The 16,402-nt window shown below is 72.6% G+C and carries 11 protein-coding genes; 8 read left to right on the forward strand and 3 right to left on the reverse strand.

The annotated features are described in order from the left end of the window. Window positions 1–24: 24 nt before the first annotated feature. Complete coding sequence (locus ACWGPF_RS07035) at window positions 25–1,422, reverse strand: xylulokinase (protein WP_452332146.1); 1,398 nt, start codon at window positions 1,420–1,422, stop codon at window positions 25–27. A gap of 11 nt (window positions 1,423–1,433) precedes the next feature. Next, window positions 1,434–2,624, reverse strand: coding sequence for a xylose isomerase (gene xylA, locus ACWGPF_RS07040; protein WP_452332147.1), 1,191 nt, complete (start codon window positions 2,622–2,624; stop codon window positions 1,434–1,436). 127 nt (window positions 2,625–2,751) lie between these two features. Here xylA and ACWGPF_RS07045 point away from each other — a divergent pair, with 127 nt between their 5' ends. From ACWGPF_RS07045 to yicI, 8 genes are all read left to right on the forward strand, one after another. Then, entirely contained in the window at window positions 2,752–5,019 is a 2,268-nt protein-coding gene (locus ACWGPF_RS07045; RefSeq protein WP_452332148.1) for a glycosyl hydrolase family 95 catalytic domain-containing protein, read from the forward strand. Window positions 5,020–5,099: 80 nt separating this feature from the next. Further along, on the forward strand, window positions 5,100–6,122 hold the full coding sequence (locus ACWGPF_RS07050) for a LacI family DNA-binding transcriptional regulator (protein ID WP_452332149.1): 1,023 nt from the start codon (window positions 5,100–5,102) through the stop codon (window positions 6,120–6,122). A 45-nt stretch (window positions 6,123–6,167) separates the two neighbouring features. After that, window positions 6,168–7,310: an ROK family protein gene (locus ACWGPF_RS07055; RefSeq protein ID WP_452332150.1), complete on the forward strand. Its 1,143-nt coding sequence runs from the start codon at window positions 6,168–6,170 to the stop codon at window positions 7,308–7,310. 182 nt (window positions 7,311–7,492) lie between these two features. Next, window positions 7,493–8,794, forward strand: coding sequence for an ABC transporter substrate-binding protein (locus ACWGPF_RS07060; RefSeq protein WP_452332151.1), 1,302 nt, complete (start codon window positions 7,493–7,495; stop codon window positions 8,792–8,794). A gap of 57 nt (window positions 8,795–8,851) precedes the next feature. Next, window positions 8,852–9,793: a carbohydrate ABC transporter permease gene (locus ACWGPF_RS07065; RefSeq protein WP_452332152.1), complete on the forward strand. Its 942-nt coding sequence runs from the start codon at window positions 8,852–8,854 to the stop codon at window positions 9,791–9,793. Next, a complete protein-coding gene (locus tag ACWGPF_RS07070) occupies window positions 9,790–10,686 on the forward strand; it encodes a carbohydrate ABC transporter permease (protein WP_452332153.1) in 897 nt (298 codons plus the stop codon). The genes ACWGPF_RS07065 and ACWGPF_RS07070 overlap by 4 nt, the downstream gene beginning before the upstream one ends. After that, window positions 10,683–12,704: a beta-galactosidase gene (locus ACWGPF_RS07075; protein WP_452332154.1), complete on the forward strand. Its 2,022-nt coding sequence runs from the start codon at window positions 10,683–10,685 to the stop codon at window positions 12,702–12,704. Before ACWGPF_RS07070 ends, ACWGPF_RS07075 begins: the two co-directional genes overlap by 4 nt. 136 nt (window positions 12,705–12,840) lie before the next feature. Further along, complete coding sequence (gene yicI, locus ACWGPF_RS07080; RefSeq protein ID WP_452332155.1) at window positions 12,841–15,165, forward strand: alpha-xylosidase; 2,325 nt, start codon at window positions 12,841–12,843, stop codon at window positions 15,163–15,165. A gap of 71 nt (window positions 15,166–15,236) precedes the next feature. On the opposite strand, the gene ACWGPF_RS07085 is transcribed toward yicI, so the two are convergent. Beyond that, window positions 15,237–16,280 (reverse strand): LacI family DNA-binding transcriptional regulator, encoded by a 1,044-nt coding sequence (locus ACWGPF_RS07085; protein WP_452332156.1) that lies wholly within the window; start codon window positions 16,278–16,280, stop codon window positions 15,237–15,239. Between the last annotated feature and the right edge of the window lie 122 nt (window positions 16,281–16,402).

Consider the following 16,402-nt stretch of genomic DNA (forward strand, 5'->3'; position numbering starts at 1 on the left):
GGGACGGCCCCGGCGGCCGCCGGCTCACCGCCGAGCCGCGTACTGCGCGCGCACGACGGGCCGCGGGTCGGCCGCGAGCTCGGCGGAGAGGCGCACGGGCCAGGACGGGCGCTCGCCGGTCAGGGCCCACGCCGCCTGCACGGCGGCGCCCAGCGCGACGTACTCGCCGGGCTCCGGGACGACGACGGGCGCGTCGAGAACCTGCGCCGCGACCGCCTGGACGGCGGGGTTCTGCACCGCGCCGCCCACGAGCAGCACGCGGCGCGCCTCCACGCCGTGCGCGCGGATGGCGTCGAGCCCCTCCGCGAGGCCGCACAGCACGCCCTCCACGGCGGCGCGCGCGAGATTCTCGCGCGTCGTCGCCGCGAGCGTCATCCCGAACAGCGTCGCGGTGGCGTCGGGCAGGTTCGGCGTGCGCTCGCCCTCGAACCATGGCTGCAGCACGAGACCGCCCGCCCCCGGTTCGGCGGCGAGCGCGAGCCGGGCGAGCTCGGCGTGGTCGACGCCGAGCAGCGCGGCCGTCGCATCCAGGACGCGCGCCGCGTTGAGAGTCGTCACGATGGGGAGGAACCCGCCTGCCGCATCGGCGAACCCCGCGACCGTCCCGGTCGCATCTCGCACCGCGACATCCGTCACCGCGAAGACCGTGCCCGACGTGCCGATCGACACGCCGATGTCGCCCGCCCTGGCGTCGAGCCCGAGGGCGGCGCCGGCGTTGTCGCCCGCGCCCGGGGCGACGACGAAGCCCGGCCCGTCGACGTGCTCGGACGGCCCGAGCACGCGCGGCAGCACGATGTCCGCGCCGTCGCGACGCAGGGCCAGCGACAGCAGCTCGCGGTCGTAGGAGCCGCCGGCCGGATCGAAGTACGCCGTGCCGCTCGCGTCGGAGCGGTCGGTCACGAGCTCGTCGAGGACGGGTCCGAGGCGCGAGGCGCCCGCGGGCCCGTATCCCCGCAGGCGCCACGTCAGCCAGTCGTGGGGGAGGGCGACGGCCGCCACGCGCCCGGCGTTCTCCGGCTCGTGGTCGGCGAGCCAGCGCAGCTTCGTCGCCGTGAACGAGGCGACGGGCACGAGGCCGGCGCGCTCGGCGAACGCCGCTGCGCCGACCTCGCGGGCGAGGTCGGCCGCGGCGGCCGCCGAGCGCGTGTCGTTCCACAGCAGCGCGGGGCGGATGACCTCGCCCGCGGCGTCGAGCACGACCATCCCGTGCTGCTGACCGGCGATCGACACGGCTGCGACGTCGTCCAGGCCGCCCGCGTCGGCGAGGGCCGCGCCCAGCGCCGTCCACCAGTGCGCCGGATCGACCTCCGTCCCATCGGGATGGCCTGCGCGGCCCGTCCGGACGACATCGCCCGTGGCGACGTCGCGCACGACGACCTTGCAGCTCTGCGTGGAGGAGTCGACACCCGCGACGAGGGCCATCCGCTCGCCCCTCAGCGCGCGCCGAGCAGATGCTCGGTGGCGAGCTGCTGCAGGCGGACGAAGCCAAAGCCCTTGCCGCCGAGGTACGCGGCGGCGTCGAAGTCCTCGAACGCGGAGCGGTCGGCGAGGAGGTCGTCGTACGACTCGCCCGCGTTCAGGGTCGGCTCGGCGAGCTCGAGCACCTTCGCGCTCGCGAGCGCCTCCTGCACCTCGGGGTCGGCGCGGAAGGCAGCGGCCCGCTCCTTGAGGAGGAGGTAGGTGCGCATGTTCGCGGCGGCGGAGTCCCACACGCCGTTCTCGTCCTCCGTGCGGCTCGGCTTGTAGTCGAAGTGGCGAGGGCCGTCGTAGGCCGGCACGCCGCCGGGGCCGCCGTTCTCGAGGAGGTCGACGAGCGAGAACGCGTTGTGGAGGTCGCCGTGGCCGAAGACGAGGTCCTGGTCGTACTTGATGCCGCGCTGGCCGTTGAGGTCGATGTGGAAGAGCTTGCCGTGGAACAGCGCCTGCGCGATGCCGGCCGTGAAGTTGAGACCCGCCATCTGCTCGTGGCCGACCTCGGGGTTGAGGCCGACGAGCTCGGGGCGCTCGAGCGAGTCGATGAACGCGATCGCGTGGCCGAGCGTGGGGAGGAGGATGTCGCCGCGCGGCTCGTTCGGCTTCGGCTCGATCGCGAACCGGATGTCGTAGCCCTTGTCGGTGACGTAGTCGCCGAGGAGGTTGACGGCCTCGCGGTAGCGCTCGAGGGCCGAGCGGATGTCCTTCGCGGAGTCGTACTCCGCGCCCTCCCTGCCGCCCCACATGACGAACGTCTGCGCGCCGAGCTCGGCGGCCAGGTCGATGTTGCGGAGCACCTTGCGCAGGGCGAACCGCCGCACCTGCCGGTCGTTGGAGGTGAAGCCGCCGTCCTTGAAGACGGGCGCGCTGAACAGGTTGGTCGTGACCATCGGCACCACGACGCCCGTCGCGGCCAGGGCGCCCTTCAGCCGGTCGATCTGCGTCTGCCGCTCGGCGTCGGAGGATCCGAACGCGAAGAGGTCGTCGTCGTGGAACGTCAGGCCGTAGGCGCCGAGCTCGGCGAGCTTCTCGACCGCGTGCACGACGTCGAGCGCGGGCCGCGTGGGTCCGCCGAACGGGTCGGTGCCGTTGTAGCCGATGGTCCAGAGGCCGAACGAGAACTTGTCGGCCGGGGTGGGGGTGAGCGACATGGGGAATCCGCCTTCAGCGTCGTCGGTGAAATGTTGTTGGCTAGAACTTATCACCATCCGTGTCCGGCGAGCCACTCGAGTCGAACGGGTGTTGAGTTTTGTTCTGCAGAACGACAAACTAGCGCGCATGGGTCGACGACGAAGCCTGCGGTTCGCGGGGGCCGCCGCCGGATGGCTCGAAGCGCTGCCGCTCGGGAACGGACGGCTCGGCGCGATGGCGTGGGGCGGCTTCCCCGCCGTGATCGACCTCAACGAGGAGTCCGTCTGGTCGGGCGGCCCGCTGCGGGACGAGGCGCAGCGCCCCGTCGACGCCGCCGAGGCACGGCGTCTGCTCGAGGACGCGCGGCTCGCGGTCGACGCCGGGCGGGTCGACGACGCCACCGCGCTGCTGCAGCGGCGCCAATCGGCGTACGGACAGGCGTTCCTGCCGGTCGGCCGGCTCGTGATCGCGGGCGGCGATGAGGCGGAGGGCGTCGAGCGGGCTCTCGACCTCTCGACGGGCGTCCATCGCGCGTCGTCGGGCGCCGTGTCGGCCGAGACGTTCGCGTCGGCTCCGGCGCAGGTGGTCGTGCACGCCGTGACCGCCCCCGGTGTCGCCCTCTCGTTCACCTCGCCCCTCGTCGAGACGACGCGCCGTGAGGACCCCGACGGGCTCGTCGTGCGGCTGCGAGCGCCCCTCGACGTCGCGCCAGGGCACGAGCCGACACGTGCGGCCGCGGTCTGGCCACGAGGACCGGGGGAGACCGTGGAGGCCGTCGTCGTGGTGCGTGCACGGTCCGAGGGCGATCGCATGCTCGTCGTCGTCGCGATCGAGTCGACGTACGCGGGGCCGACGGCGCCGCTGTCGTCGGCGGACGACGCCGAGCGGCGGGCTCGCGAGCGCGTCGACGCGGCGCTCGCCGCGGGATTCGCGCGGCTGCGAGCCGACCACGTCGCCGCGCACGGCGCGCTGTTCGACCGCGTCGAGCTCGATGCCGGCCCCGCGCGCCCGGGGACGACGCGCGAGCGGATGGCCGCGGCGCGCGCGGCGGGATCCGTCGCGGCGTCGGACCCCGATCTCGTCGCGACGCTGTTCGACTACGGCCGCTACCTCCTGATGTCGTCCTCGCGGCCCGGCGGTCTCCCGGCGAACCTCCAGGGTCTGTGGAACGCCGACATGCGGCCGCCGTGGAGCTCGAACTACACGCTCAACATCAACACGCAGATGAACTACTGGGCGGCCGAGACGACGGCGCTCCCCGAGACGGTCGAGCCGCTCATCCGCTTCACCGAGGCGCTCGCCGAGCGGGGAGCCGTCACGGCCGCGCACGACTTCGGCGCGCGCGGCTGGGCGGCGCACCACAACAGCGACGCCTGGGCCTTCACCGCCGGCGTCGGCTGCGGCCACGGCGACCCCTCGTGGGCCTACTGGCCGTGGGCCGGGGCATGGCTCGTACGGCACCTCGTCGAGCACGAGCGCTTCGGATCGGCACCGGAGGACTTCGTCGAGGCGACGCTGCGTCCCCTCGCGCGCGGCGCAGCGGAGTTCGCGCTCGATCTGCTCGTCGAGCGGCCGGACGGCTCCCTCGGCACGCTGCCGTCGACGTCACCCGAGAACCTGCTGCGCACGCGCGACGGCGGGGAGACGGCGCTCGGCGTGTCGAGCACGATGGACCTCGCGCTCGCCGCGGAGATCCTCGACACCGTGTGCGCGCTCGGGCCCGACGGCGACCCGCTCGTCGAAGAGGCCCGCGCCGCCCGCGCGCGCATCCCCCCGGCCGCCGCGCGTGCGACCGCGCGCGGGGTCGTCGAGTGGGAGGGCGACCCCGACGCCGTCGACCCGCACCACCGTCACGTCAGCCATCTGTATCCGCTCTTCCCCGGCGACGCGGCCGACGACGCGTTCGCGGAGGCGGCCGCGCGGTCGCTCGACCGTCGCGGGCTCGACTCGACGGGATGGTCGCTCGCGTGGAAGGCGGCGCTGTGGGCGCGGCTCGGCCGCTCCGATCGCGTCGGCGCGCTCGTCGAGCTGTTCTTCCGCGACGCACGCGGCGTCGAGGGAGGCGAAGCCGGCGGGCTCTACGCCAATCTGCTCGCGGCCCATCCGCCGTTCCAGATCGACGGCAACCTGGGATTCACGGCGGCCGTCGCGGAGTGCCTCCTGCAGAGCCATCGCGGCTTCGTCGAGCTGCTGCCGTGCCTTCCGCCCGGGCTCGACGACGGCGCCGTCTCGGGGCTCGTCGCGCGGCCCGGCATCGTCGTCTCGCTCGTCTGGCGGCGGAGGATGCTCGTCGAGGCGCGGCTGCGGGCGCTCCCGGGGCGGGGCGGCCCCGCGCGCGTGCGGCACGGGGGCGCCGACCACGACCTGGTGCTGTCGTCCGACGAGGACACCGTGCTCGTCGCCGCCGCGCCGTGAGCCGCCCGATGGCGCAGGCCGCCCGCGGCGAGCACGTAAAATCCCGGGAGGGATCGCGGCGCAGGGCGACAGGAGCGGGGATGGCGACCATCAGCGACGTCGCGAAGCTCGCAGGCGTGTCGATCAGCACGGTGTCGTACGCGCTGTCCGGCAAGAGATCGATCTCGCGCGCGACGCGCGAGCGGATCGACGCCGCCGTCGCGCAGCTCGACTACCGCCCCCACGCGGCGGCCCGCATGCTGGCGGGGGCCCGCACGCAGATCCTCGCTCTCAGCGCCCCGTTGCGGGCCGACGGCCACCTTCCCACCCATATGCGCTTCGTCTCCGCCGTCGTGGAGGCCGCGCGTCGACACGACCACGACGTCCTGCTGCTCGCGCGCGACGACGAGATCAGCGGCATCCGGCGCGTCGGCGCGTCCTCGCTCGTCGACGGCGTGGTCATGATGGGCGTGGCAGAGGAGGACGAGAGGCTGCCTCTCATCCGCTCGCTGGGGATGCCTGCGGCGTTCATCGGCATCCCCGAGCACGCAGAGGGCGTCGCCTGCGTCGACCTCGACTTCGAGGAGGCCGGGCGCGATGCCGTCGCCCGTCTGGCGGATGCCGGACACCGCGTGGTCGGGGTCATCGGTCATCCCCGGGGTTATGTCGAACGCCACACGGGATTCATCGGGCGCTTCGACCACTCGCTCGGGGAGGCGGCCGCGCGACGCGGGATCCGGGTCGTGCGGCACTGGGCGGGCATCGAGCGCGGCTCGGGTGCCGAGGCCGTGAACGTCCTCCTGGGCGAGGCGCCCGACCTCACCGCGATCGTGTTCCACTGCAACGAGCCCGTCGTCGACGAGGCGATGCGCCGGCTCGCTGAGCGTGGCGTGCGCGCCCCTGCGGACGTGTCGCTCTACGCCGCCGCGGCGAGCTACGATCCCGCCCGGCTCTCGCAGGGGCTGAGCGGGTCGACGCTTCCGATCGAGGAGATGGGCCGCCTCGCCGTCGACGATGTCCTCGCCGCGATCCGCGGCGAGGCACCGGGACCACACCATCGCATCGCCCCGGTGTACGTCGACCGCGGCTCGCTGGCGCGAGCCCGCTCCGAGGACAGACGGTGAGTGTCGCCGGCCGTCTTTCGTCTCGATGAGAGACATAATCGACTCATGAGCGCAGCCACCGGAGGACCCGTGTCGACCTGGCCCGAGCTGCGGGAGGCCCAGCGCGTCATCCTGCTCGACGTGCTGATCCACGGCAGCCGCTCGCGGGCGGAGCTCGCCCGCCGCTCGGGGCTCTCGCGCGCGAGCCTCAGCCGCCTCACGCGCGAGCTCGGCGACCTGGGACTCGTGCGCGAGGCCGCCGCCGCCCCGGCAGAAGGGCGCGGCCGGCCGTCCGACACCATCCAGATCGTCCCCGAGGCGGCCGCGTTCCTCGGGTTCAAGCTCACAGGAGACGCCCTCTACGCCGCGGTCGTCGACCTCGGGGGCGCGGTGCTCCATGCAGAGGGCGAGCCGCTCGTGACGCGCGAGGTCGCCGATGTCGTCGCCGTCATCGCCCGCACAGCCGACCGCCTGCGCTCACGGTTCGCGCGGGTGGCGGCCATGGGCGTGTGCCTCGCCGGCGACGTCCGGCGCGACGCGGGAGCGGGAGCCGTCGTCGTCGGCTCCGACTTCCTCGGCTGGCACGAGGTGCCCATCGAGCAACTCGTCATGCGCGCGACGGGGCTCCCCGTCGCGGTGAGCAACGACGTCCAGGCGCTCACCTCCGCGCATCACTGGTTCGGGGCCGGCGTGGGTGCCTCGTCGCTCGCGGTCATCGGCCTCGGAGCGGGCATCGGCTGCGGCATCGTCGTCGGCGACCACGCCGTGGCGGGCGCGAAGGGGCATCCGGGCAAGGTGGGCCACCTGCCTGTCGGTCGAGGTGACGCGCGCTGCGATGCAGGCCATGCCGGCTGCGTATCGGCATACGTCACGGTCGCGGCCATCCTGCGGAACGCCGGCACCGCGTCGTTCTGGGAGGCGCTGGAGAGCGCGCGCGCCGGCGAGCCCGCGGCGGAGCGGGCGTTCCGCGACGCCGCGGAGGCACTCGGCGCCGTCATCGCCGCCCTCGTGAACCTCGTGGACCCTGAGCGGATCATCGTGACGGGCGAGGGGCTGGCGGTCGCCGAGCTCCATCCCGATGTCGTCGAGCTCGCCGTGCGCTCCCGCCTCGACCCGGCGTCGGAGGCGCCGCAGGTGACGCTGCAGCCGTTCGCGTTCACCGATTACGCCTGGGGCGCGGCGGTGACGGCGATGACCGCCCTGGTCTGATCTCCCGGGCTCGCACATCCGGTCCCTCTGGGTCTCGGAGCGCTTTCGCGCGCCGTGCAGGCGTGAGGATCTTCTCACGTTGACATTTTGTTTCAAAGCGCTACATAATGAACGGGCAACGCCGTGGCACCGCTCTCAACCCGACATCACGCCCGGCGTCCGCACGTCAAAGGAGATGCTCCATGCAGCGCAGCAGAGTCACAGCGGCCGGCGTCGGCCTCGTCATCGCGGGCCTCGCCCTCACCGGATGCGCGGGCGGCGAGGGCGACTCGACGGGTTCCGGCGGGCCGATCACGCTCGAGTACTGGGCGTGGGGGACCACGCAGAAGCCGCTCGTCGACGCGTGGAACGCCGCGCACCCCGACATCCAGGTGCGTCACACAGATGCGGGCGGCGGCTCCGACTCGTCGGCGAAGCTCGTCACCGCGACCCGCGCCGACAACGCACCCGATGTCGCCCTCGTCGAGTACAACACGCTGCCGGCGATGATCGTCGCGGGTGTCGCGTCCGACATCAGCGCGTACACGGGCGATCTCTCCGACGAGTTCGCCGCGGGTGTCTGGAGCCAGGCGACGTTCGACGGCGTGAGCTACGGCGTGCCGCAGGATGCCGGTCCCCAGGCGCTCACGTACAACAAGGCGCGGTTCGACGAGCTCGGCATCGAGGTCCCGACGACGTGGGCCGAGTTCGCGACGGCCGCCGAGGCCGTGCGCGCCGCCGACCCCGACGCCTACATCACCACGTTCGCGCCGGCGGAGTTCGGCGGATTCGCCGGGTTCGCGCAGCAGGCCGGAGCCGAATGGTGGTCGGTCGACGGAGACGCCTGGACGGTCGACTTCGACGACGAGGCATCCGTGGCCGTGGCGGACTACTGGCAGGACCTCATCGACCGCGACCTCGTGCTCGCCGAGCCGCTCCTGACCCCCGAGTGGAACGCGCGCCTCAACGCCGGCGACGTCCTCTCCTGGCCCGCGGGCCTGTGGGCCGCGGGCGTCGTCAACGGCGTCGCGGGCGACATGGCAGGGCAGTGGGCGCTCGCGCCGCTCCCGCAGTGGACAGAGGGGGACACGGCGGTGGCGTTCCAGGGCGGATCGGCCGCGGTGGTCACGACGTCGTCCGAGCACGCCGAGGCCGCAGCGGAGTTCGCCGCGTGGATCGCCACCTCCGACGAGGCGGCGGCGATCCAGATCGAGCAGGGGACCTACCCGGCTTCGCTCGCCGGCCAGCAGCTCACGATCGGCAGCGAACCGCCCCTTCTCATGCAGGGGCAGGACGACTACTGGGAGATCGCCGCCGCGATCGCCGCGGACACGATCCCCGAGATCAGCTGGGGCCCGAACGTCAACGTCGCCTCGACCGCCTTCCAGGACGCCATGTCAGCGGCCGTCACGAACGGGACCCCGCTCGCCGAGGCCCTCTCGGAGACGGAGAGTGTCGTCGCGGACGACATGGAGACGTCGGGCTTCACCGTCGACGTCCAGTGACGTGAGGGCGCGGGCGGCGCAGCCGCCGCCCGCGTCTCCCATCCGAGAGGACCTGCCATGAGCGCCGTCGCCGAGCCGACCACGCATCCCCGTTCCCGCCGCGCCCGCCGTCGCTGGCTCGCGCCCTACCTCTTCCTCCTGCCCGCAGGAGCGCTCTTCCTCGCCTTCCTGGCGATCCCCATGGTGTACGCCGTATACCTCTCCTTCCGCGGCCTCCGGGTCGGCGGCACGGGCCCCTTCGGCGTCCGCGAGGAGACGTGGGTCGGCTTCGAGAACTACCTCCGCACCTTCACCGACGCCGAGTTCCTCGCGGGATTCGGACGCCTCGCCGTGTACGGGCTCATCGCCGTCCCGCTCACGCTCGGGCTCGCGCTCCTCTTCGCCCTGCTGCTCGACCTGCCGCGCGTCAGGGCGGCGCGGTTCTCGCGCACCGCGATCTTCATCCCGTATGCCGTGCCGGGCGTGATCGCCTCCCTCCTGTGGGGATTCCTCTACCTTCCGTCGACGAGCCCGCTCAACTGGATCCTGGAGCAGCTGGGGCTACCCGACGTGGTCGTGCTCACAGGGGGAGGCCTCTATCCGGCGATCGCCAACATCGCCATCTGGGGCGGCGTGGGATTCAACATGATCATCATCTACACGTCGCTGCGCGGCATCCCCGGCGAGATCTACGAGGCGGCCCGCATCGACGGCGCCAGCGAGTGGACGATCGCCTGGCGCATCAAGATCCCGCTCGTCGGCCCGGCCCTCGTCCTCACCGGCCTCTTCTCGCTCATCGGCACGCTGCAGGTGTACGGCGAGCCGACGACGCTCCGCCCGATGACGAACGAGATCTCGCAGACCTGGGTGCCGCTCATGAAGATCTACCGCGACGCGTTCGCGCGCGACGACCTCTCCCTCGCCGCCGCATCGTCGGTCGTGCTCGCCCTCGGCACCCTCATCATCTCGATCGTCCTGCTGCGCGCCACCCAGCGCCGCTCGTTCGGAGGCAACGCATGAGCACCCTCACCGCCCCGCGGCCCTCTCGCGTCGTCGTCGAGTCGAGCATCGCGCCCCGCCGCCGCCAGAAGCCGTCGGTGCTCGCCAGCGCCGTGCTCCTCCTCGGCGCGATCTACTGCCTCGTGCCGGTGCTGTGGGTCGTCATCGCATCGACGAAGACGAACTCCGAGCTCTTCACGACGTTCACCTTCGCCCCCGGCACGGGCCTCCTCGACAACCTCGCGGATCTCTTCTCCTACGGCGGCGGGCAGTTCGGGGTCTGGGCCGCGAACAGCGTGCTGTACGCCGGCGGCGGCGCCGTGCTCTCGACGCTCGTGTCGACGATGGCGGGCTACGCCCTCGCGAAGTACGAGTTCCCGGGACGTCAGGTGTGGTTCTACGCCATCCTGGCCGGCGTCCTGCTGCCGGGCATCACGCTCGCCATCCCGCAGTACCTCCTCATGACCAAGGTCGGGCTCGCCGGCACGCATCTGTCGGTGCTGCTGCCCTGTCTCATCTCGCCGTTCGGCATCTTCCTGGCGCGCGTCTACGCGGCCAGTGCCATCCCCTCCGAGATGATGGAGGCGGCGCGGATCGACGGCGCAGGGGATGTGAGGATCTTCACCTCCGTGGCCCTCCCGATGATGGTCCCCGGCATGGTGACGATCTTCCTCCTCCAGTTCGTCGGCATCTGGAACAACTTCCTGCTGCCGTTCATCATGCTCTCCGACGAGCGGATGTACCCGCTCACGGTGGGCCTGTACACCCTGCTGTCGAAGGGGTCGGGGACCCCTTCGCTCTACAGCCTCGCCATCATCGGCGCCGCCGTGTCGATCATCCCGCTCATCGTGATGATGCTCGTCCTGCAGCGCTACTGGCGACTCGACCTCGTGAGCGGAGGGCTCAAAGGATGACGTATGCACCCGACGCGCTGCTGTACGGCGGCGACTACAACCCGGAGCAGTGGCCGCGCGAGACCTGGCGCGAGGACATCGACCTGATGCGCCGCGCCAAGGTGAACACGGTGACGCTCGGCGTGTTCTCGTGGGCGCTGCTCGAACCGCGCGAGGGCGAGTACGACACGTCATGGCTCGACGAGATCATCGCCCTCCTCGACGAGGCGCGCATCGGGTTCTTCCTCGCGACGCCCACCGCGTCGCCGCCGCCGTGGTTCACGGAGGCGCATCCCGACGCGATGCCGGTCCGTGCCGACGGCGTCGTGCTCTCGCACGGCTCGCGCGACACGTACGCCGTGAGCGCGCCCGCGTACCGGGCGGCGGCACGGCGCATCGCGCGCGTGCTCGGCGAGCGCTACGGCGCTCACCCCCGGCTGCGCGGCTGGCACATCCACAACGAGTACGGCACCCTCGACTACGGCCCCCACGCGGCGCGCGCGTTCCGCACCTGGCTGCGGGCGCGCTACGGCACGCTCGACGCGCTCAACGAGGCGTGGTACACGACGTTCTGGTCGCAGCGGTACGGGGCATGGGAGGAGGTGCTTCCGCCGCGCGCGACCCAGTACCTCCACAACCCCGCCCTCGCGGTCGACTTCCGGCGGTTCTCCTCCGACGAGATGCGCGCCGCGTTCGTCGAGCAGCGCGACGAGATCCGGGCGACCGGCTCGACCGCCCCGTTCACGACGAACTTCATGCTCCCGACGTGGAACCACCTCGAGCAGTGGTCATGGGCGGACGTGCAGGACGTCGTCTCCATCGACCACTATCTCGACACCACGGGGCCGGACGGGCACACTCACATCGCGTACGGCTCCGACCTCACGCGGTCGTGGGCCGGCGGTCCGTGGGTGCTCATGGAGCAGAACGGCCGGGGCATCCGCGTCGGCGACCGCACCCACGCGAAGTCGCCCGCGCGCATGATTCAGGACTCCCTCGGCTACATCGCGCGCGGCTCGCAGAGCTCGCTGTTCTTCCAGTGGCGCGCGGGCTCCGGCGGCTCGGAGCAGTGGCACGGCGCGCTCGTGCCGCATGCGGGTGGCGGATCGAGGGCGTTCCGCACGGTCGTCGAGCTGGGGGAGATCCTCGAGCGCCTCCACGAGGTCGTCGAGCCGCCGCAGGACGGCAGGCTCGTCGACGCGCGCGTCGGCATCGTGTGGCACGCGGACGGGTGGTGGTCGTTGGAGACGCCGCACCTCCCCAACGACGCCGTCTCGTACTCCGACGAGGTCAGAGCGACCCACCGCTCCTTCTGGCGCGCGGGGATCGCAACCGACTTCGTCCGCCCGGGGACGGATGCATCCCGATACCGCCTGCTCGTCGTCCCCGCGCTCTACGCCGTGGACGACGCCACGCAGGACTGGCTGCGGCGCTACGTCGAGACCGGTGGCAGGCTCGTCGTGCTCGCCCCCTCCGGCCTCGTCGACGGCCGGCAGCGCGTCGGCGGCGGCGCGTACCCCGCCCGCCTGCGCGACCTCGTCGGAGCGGGCGCGGAGGAGATCGGCGTCCTCGCAGCGGGCGACACGGCCGCGCTCGACGACGGCTCGCACGCATCCGACTGGATCGAGCCGCTCGTCCTCGACGACGCCACGGCGCTCGCGCGCTACGTGGACGGACCCGCCGCCGGAGCCGTCGCCGCGACGATCGCGGAGCGCGGCGAGGGCGTCGTCGTCTACGTCGGCGCACGGCTGCTCCAGGAGTCGCGCGATGCGCTCCTGGCGTCGCAGGCCGCCGAGGCCGGCGTGTCCGAGGACGTTCCCGGGGCGCGCGCGTACGGTCTCGACGCCGTGCGCCGTCGAGGAGCGGCTGCCGACTTCGTCTTCGTCTTCCACCACGGCGGGAGCCCCGTCGCGATCACGGCGGAGGGCGTCGAGCTCCTCACGGGGGACGACGCCTCGCACGGGCTCGTCCTCGACCCGGGAGGCACGGCGGTGGTGCGCGTCGCGAGCGGCGCGCGCATCGGGATCTCCGCCGCGTGAGCGCTCCGGACATCCTCCCCGGGACGGGCGCACCCGACGTCGTCGGACGGCACGGATCGCGCGTCGCCGCCGAGCGGGCCCCGGAACGACAGCAGACACGGCACGGCGGCGTGCACGAGACAGGAGCAGGCACACCATGAAGTTCACCGACGGTTTCTGGATGCTGCGCGACGGCGTCGCAGCCGAGTACGGCCGCGAGGCGTACGACATCGAGCCGGTCGGCCGCACCCTCGTCGCGACGGTGCCCACGCGCGTCATCGAGCGGCGGGGCGACACGCTCAACCGGCCCACGCTCACCGTCACGCTGCACTCGCCGCTGCCCGGCATCATCGGGGTGCGCATCGAGCACCACCAGGGCGGGAGCCGCGGGGCGTCGTTCGACCTCGTGGGCGCGGAGGAGGGCCACGGCGACGTCGTCGTCGGCGCGGAGGCGGCGTCTCTCACGAGCGGTCGGATCCGGGCGACGATCACGAAGGGCGCGCCCTGGAGCCTCGTGTTCGACGACCTCGAGACCGGGCGCGAGCTCACCCGGTCGGGCGACAAGTCGCTGGGCCACCTCGCGGTGCGGGCCGATGCCGCGATCGACCGCGGCCCTGTGCCGGATGCCGCGTCGTACATCCACGAGCAGCTGTCGATCGGCGTGGGCGAGCTGATCTACGGCCTCGGCGAGCGCTTCGGCCCCCTCGTGAAGAACGGGCAGACGGTCGACATCTGGAACGCCGACGGGGGCACGTCGAGCGAGCAGTCGTACAAGAACGTGCCGTTCCACCTCTCGAGCCGCGGGTACGGCGTGCTCGTCGACCATCCGGGGCACGTCTCGTACGAGGTCGGGTCGGAGTCGGTCGAGCGCGTGCAGTTCTCCGTCGCGGGGGAGTCGCTCGACTACTACGTCTTCGCGGGCGGGACCCCCGCCGGTGTGCTCGAGCGCTACACGGCGCTCACGGGCCGCCCCGCGCGGCTGCCGGCGTGGTCGTTCGGGCTGTGGCTCTCGACGAGCTTCACGACCGACTACGACGAGGCGACCGTGACGCGCTTCATCGAGGGGATGGCCGAGCGCGACATCCCGCTCGGCACGTTCCACTTCGACTGCTTCTGGATGCGCGAGTTCAACTGGTGCGACTTCGCGTGGGACCCTCGCGTGTTCCCCGACCCCGATGGCCTGCTCGCCCGCCTTCACGAGCGGGGCCTGCGCGTCTGCGTGTGGATCAACCCCTACATCGGGCAGCGCTCGCCGCTGTTCGCCGAGGGCAGGGACGAGGGGTACTTCGTCACCCGTCCCGACGGCTCGGTGTGGCAGTGGGACCTGTGGCAGGCCGGCATGGCGCTCGTCGACTTCACGAACCCGGAGGCGACGGCGTGGTACCAGGGGCACCTGCGCCGTCTGCTCGCCCAGGGGGTCGACTGCTTCAAGACCGACTTCGGGGAGCGCATCCCGCTCGAGGTGGACTACTTCGACGGGTCGGATCCCGAGCGCATGCACAACCTGTACACGCAGCGCTACAACGAGGCGGTGTTCTCCGTGCTGGAGGAGGTGCGGGGCGAGGGCGAGGCCGTCGTGTTCGCGCGCTCGGCCACGGCGGGCGGGCAGCGGATGCCCGTTCACTGGGGCGGCGACAACACGTCGACGTTCGCGTCGATGGCCGAAAGCCTGCGCGGAGGGTTGTCGCTGTCGCTGTCGGGCTTCGGGTTCTGGAGCCACGACATCGGCGGGTTCGAGGGCATGCCCGATCCCGCCGTGTTCAAGCGGTGGGTCGCCTTCGGACTCCTGTCGAGCCACAGCCGTCTGCACGGGTCGACGAGCTACCGCGTGCCGTGGCTGTTCGACGAGGCGGAGGGGCGCGACGAGGCCGATCCGCAGAGCGCCGTGTCGGTGACACGCCTGTTCACGCGGCTCAAGCTCTCCCTGCTGCCGTATCTGCACGCGGCAGGCCTCGAGGCGCATCGGGTGGGGCTGCCCGTCATGCGCCCCATGGCGCTCGCGTTCCCCGGCGACCCCGCTGCGGCCTATCTCGACCGCCAGTACCTGCTGGGGCCCGACGTGCTCGTCGCTCCCGTGCTGTCGGAGTCGGGCGAGGTCGAGTTCTACCTGCCGGCGGGGGAGTGGACGAGCCTGCTGACGGGCGAGACCGCGACGGGCGGATGGCGGCGCGAGACCCACGCGTTCGACAGCGTCCCCGTCTACGCGCGGCCCGGGGCCGTCATCCCGTTCTCGGTTCACGCCGACGGCGCCGACCGCGATCTGCTCGACGGCCTCGTGCTGCGGGTCGCCCCGGGCGGCCCCGACGGCGAGACCGAGCTCGTCGTGCCGGGGGCGGGGGACCGCGAGGCCCGCTTCCGCGTCGTGCGCTCGGGGTCGACGGTGCGCGTGATGTCGGATGGCACCGCGGAGTTCGCGCTCGCGCCCATCGTCGGAGAAGCGGTCCCGGCCGTCGACGGCGTCGCCGAGTTGACGCTGCCCTGAGCGAGCGCCGTCTCGGTCGTCGAGCGAGCGGAGCGAGTCGCGGCGTTTCGCCGCGGTCGCTCCTCGCCTGCTCAACGACCGGGGCGGTGGCGGCGCGGCGCGGTGGATCCGCGGACGATGAGCCGCGTGGGCAGCTGCACGTGCTCCGGAGCGGCGTCGGCATCGCCGTCGAGCCGTGCGAGCAGCAGGCGCACCGCCTCCGCCCCCATCTCCCGCAGAGGCTGGCGGATGGTCGTCAGCGTCGGCTCGCTCGAGGCGGCGGCGGGGATGTCGTCGAATCCGACGATCGACAGGTCGTCGGGGATGCGGAGCCCGCGTTCCTGGGCGACCTCCATCGTCCGCAGCGCCGAGAGGTCGTTCGCGGCGAACACCGCGGTCGGGCGGTCGGCGAGGTCGAGCAGGGCGGCGGCCGCCTCGGTCGTCTCGGCCGTGCTGTAGCCGCCCGCTCGCACGAGCTCGGGGTCGAACGCGATGCCCGCCTCGGCGAGCGCGCGCCGGTACCCCTCCTCGCGTAGCCGCGCCGATTCGAGGTCGATGCGCCCCCGCACATGCGCGATGCGCGTGTGGCCGAGCTCGACGAGGTGCCGCGTGGCCTGCAGCGCGCCGGCGAGGCTGTCGGCGGCGACGGCCGGCGACAGCGACTCGCCCGTGTGCGGGTCGATCGCGACGACCGGGACGCTCGACCCCGCCGCTTCGACGGTGGGCGTCACGAGGATGGCGCCGTCGATCAGCGTGCCGCCCAGACGCGAGAGCGAGCGCCTCTCCCAGCCCTCGTGCCGCGGGCCGTCGGCGATGCTGCCGGCGTACGAGAGCAGGTCGTATCCGCTGCCGTGCAGCGCAGCCGAGATGCCCTCGAGGAGGGCCAGCGCGAACGGCTCGAAGTCGGCCACGAGCACGCCGACGACGTCGGTCCGCCCGCGGCGCAGCGATGAGGCGATGAGCGACGAGGCGTACCCGAGGTCGTCGACGACGCGCAGCACGTGCTCCGAGGTCTTGGCCGAGACCCCGTACCGGCCGTTGATGACCTTCGACACCGTCGATGCGGACACGCCCGCGGCGAGGGCGACGTCGTGGATGGTCGCACGGCCCGCTGGCACGTCGGTCGGAGGGGTCACGCGACCACGCTAGCGCCCGGAGCGCCCGACCGCGCGCATCCGGGACGCGTTTCGCAATCGATATCGAAAACGATGTCGATAACGATTGACATTTTGTGGGGAGCGGTGACATTCTCGACTGC

It is taken from the genome of Microbacterium sp. NPDC055683 (assembly GCF_053617895.1).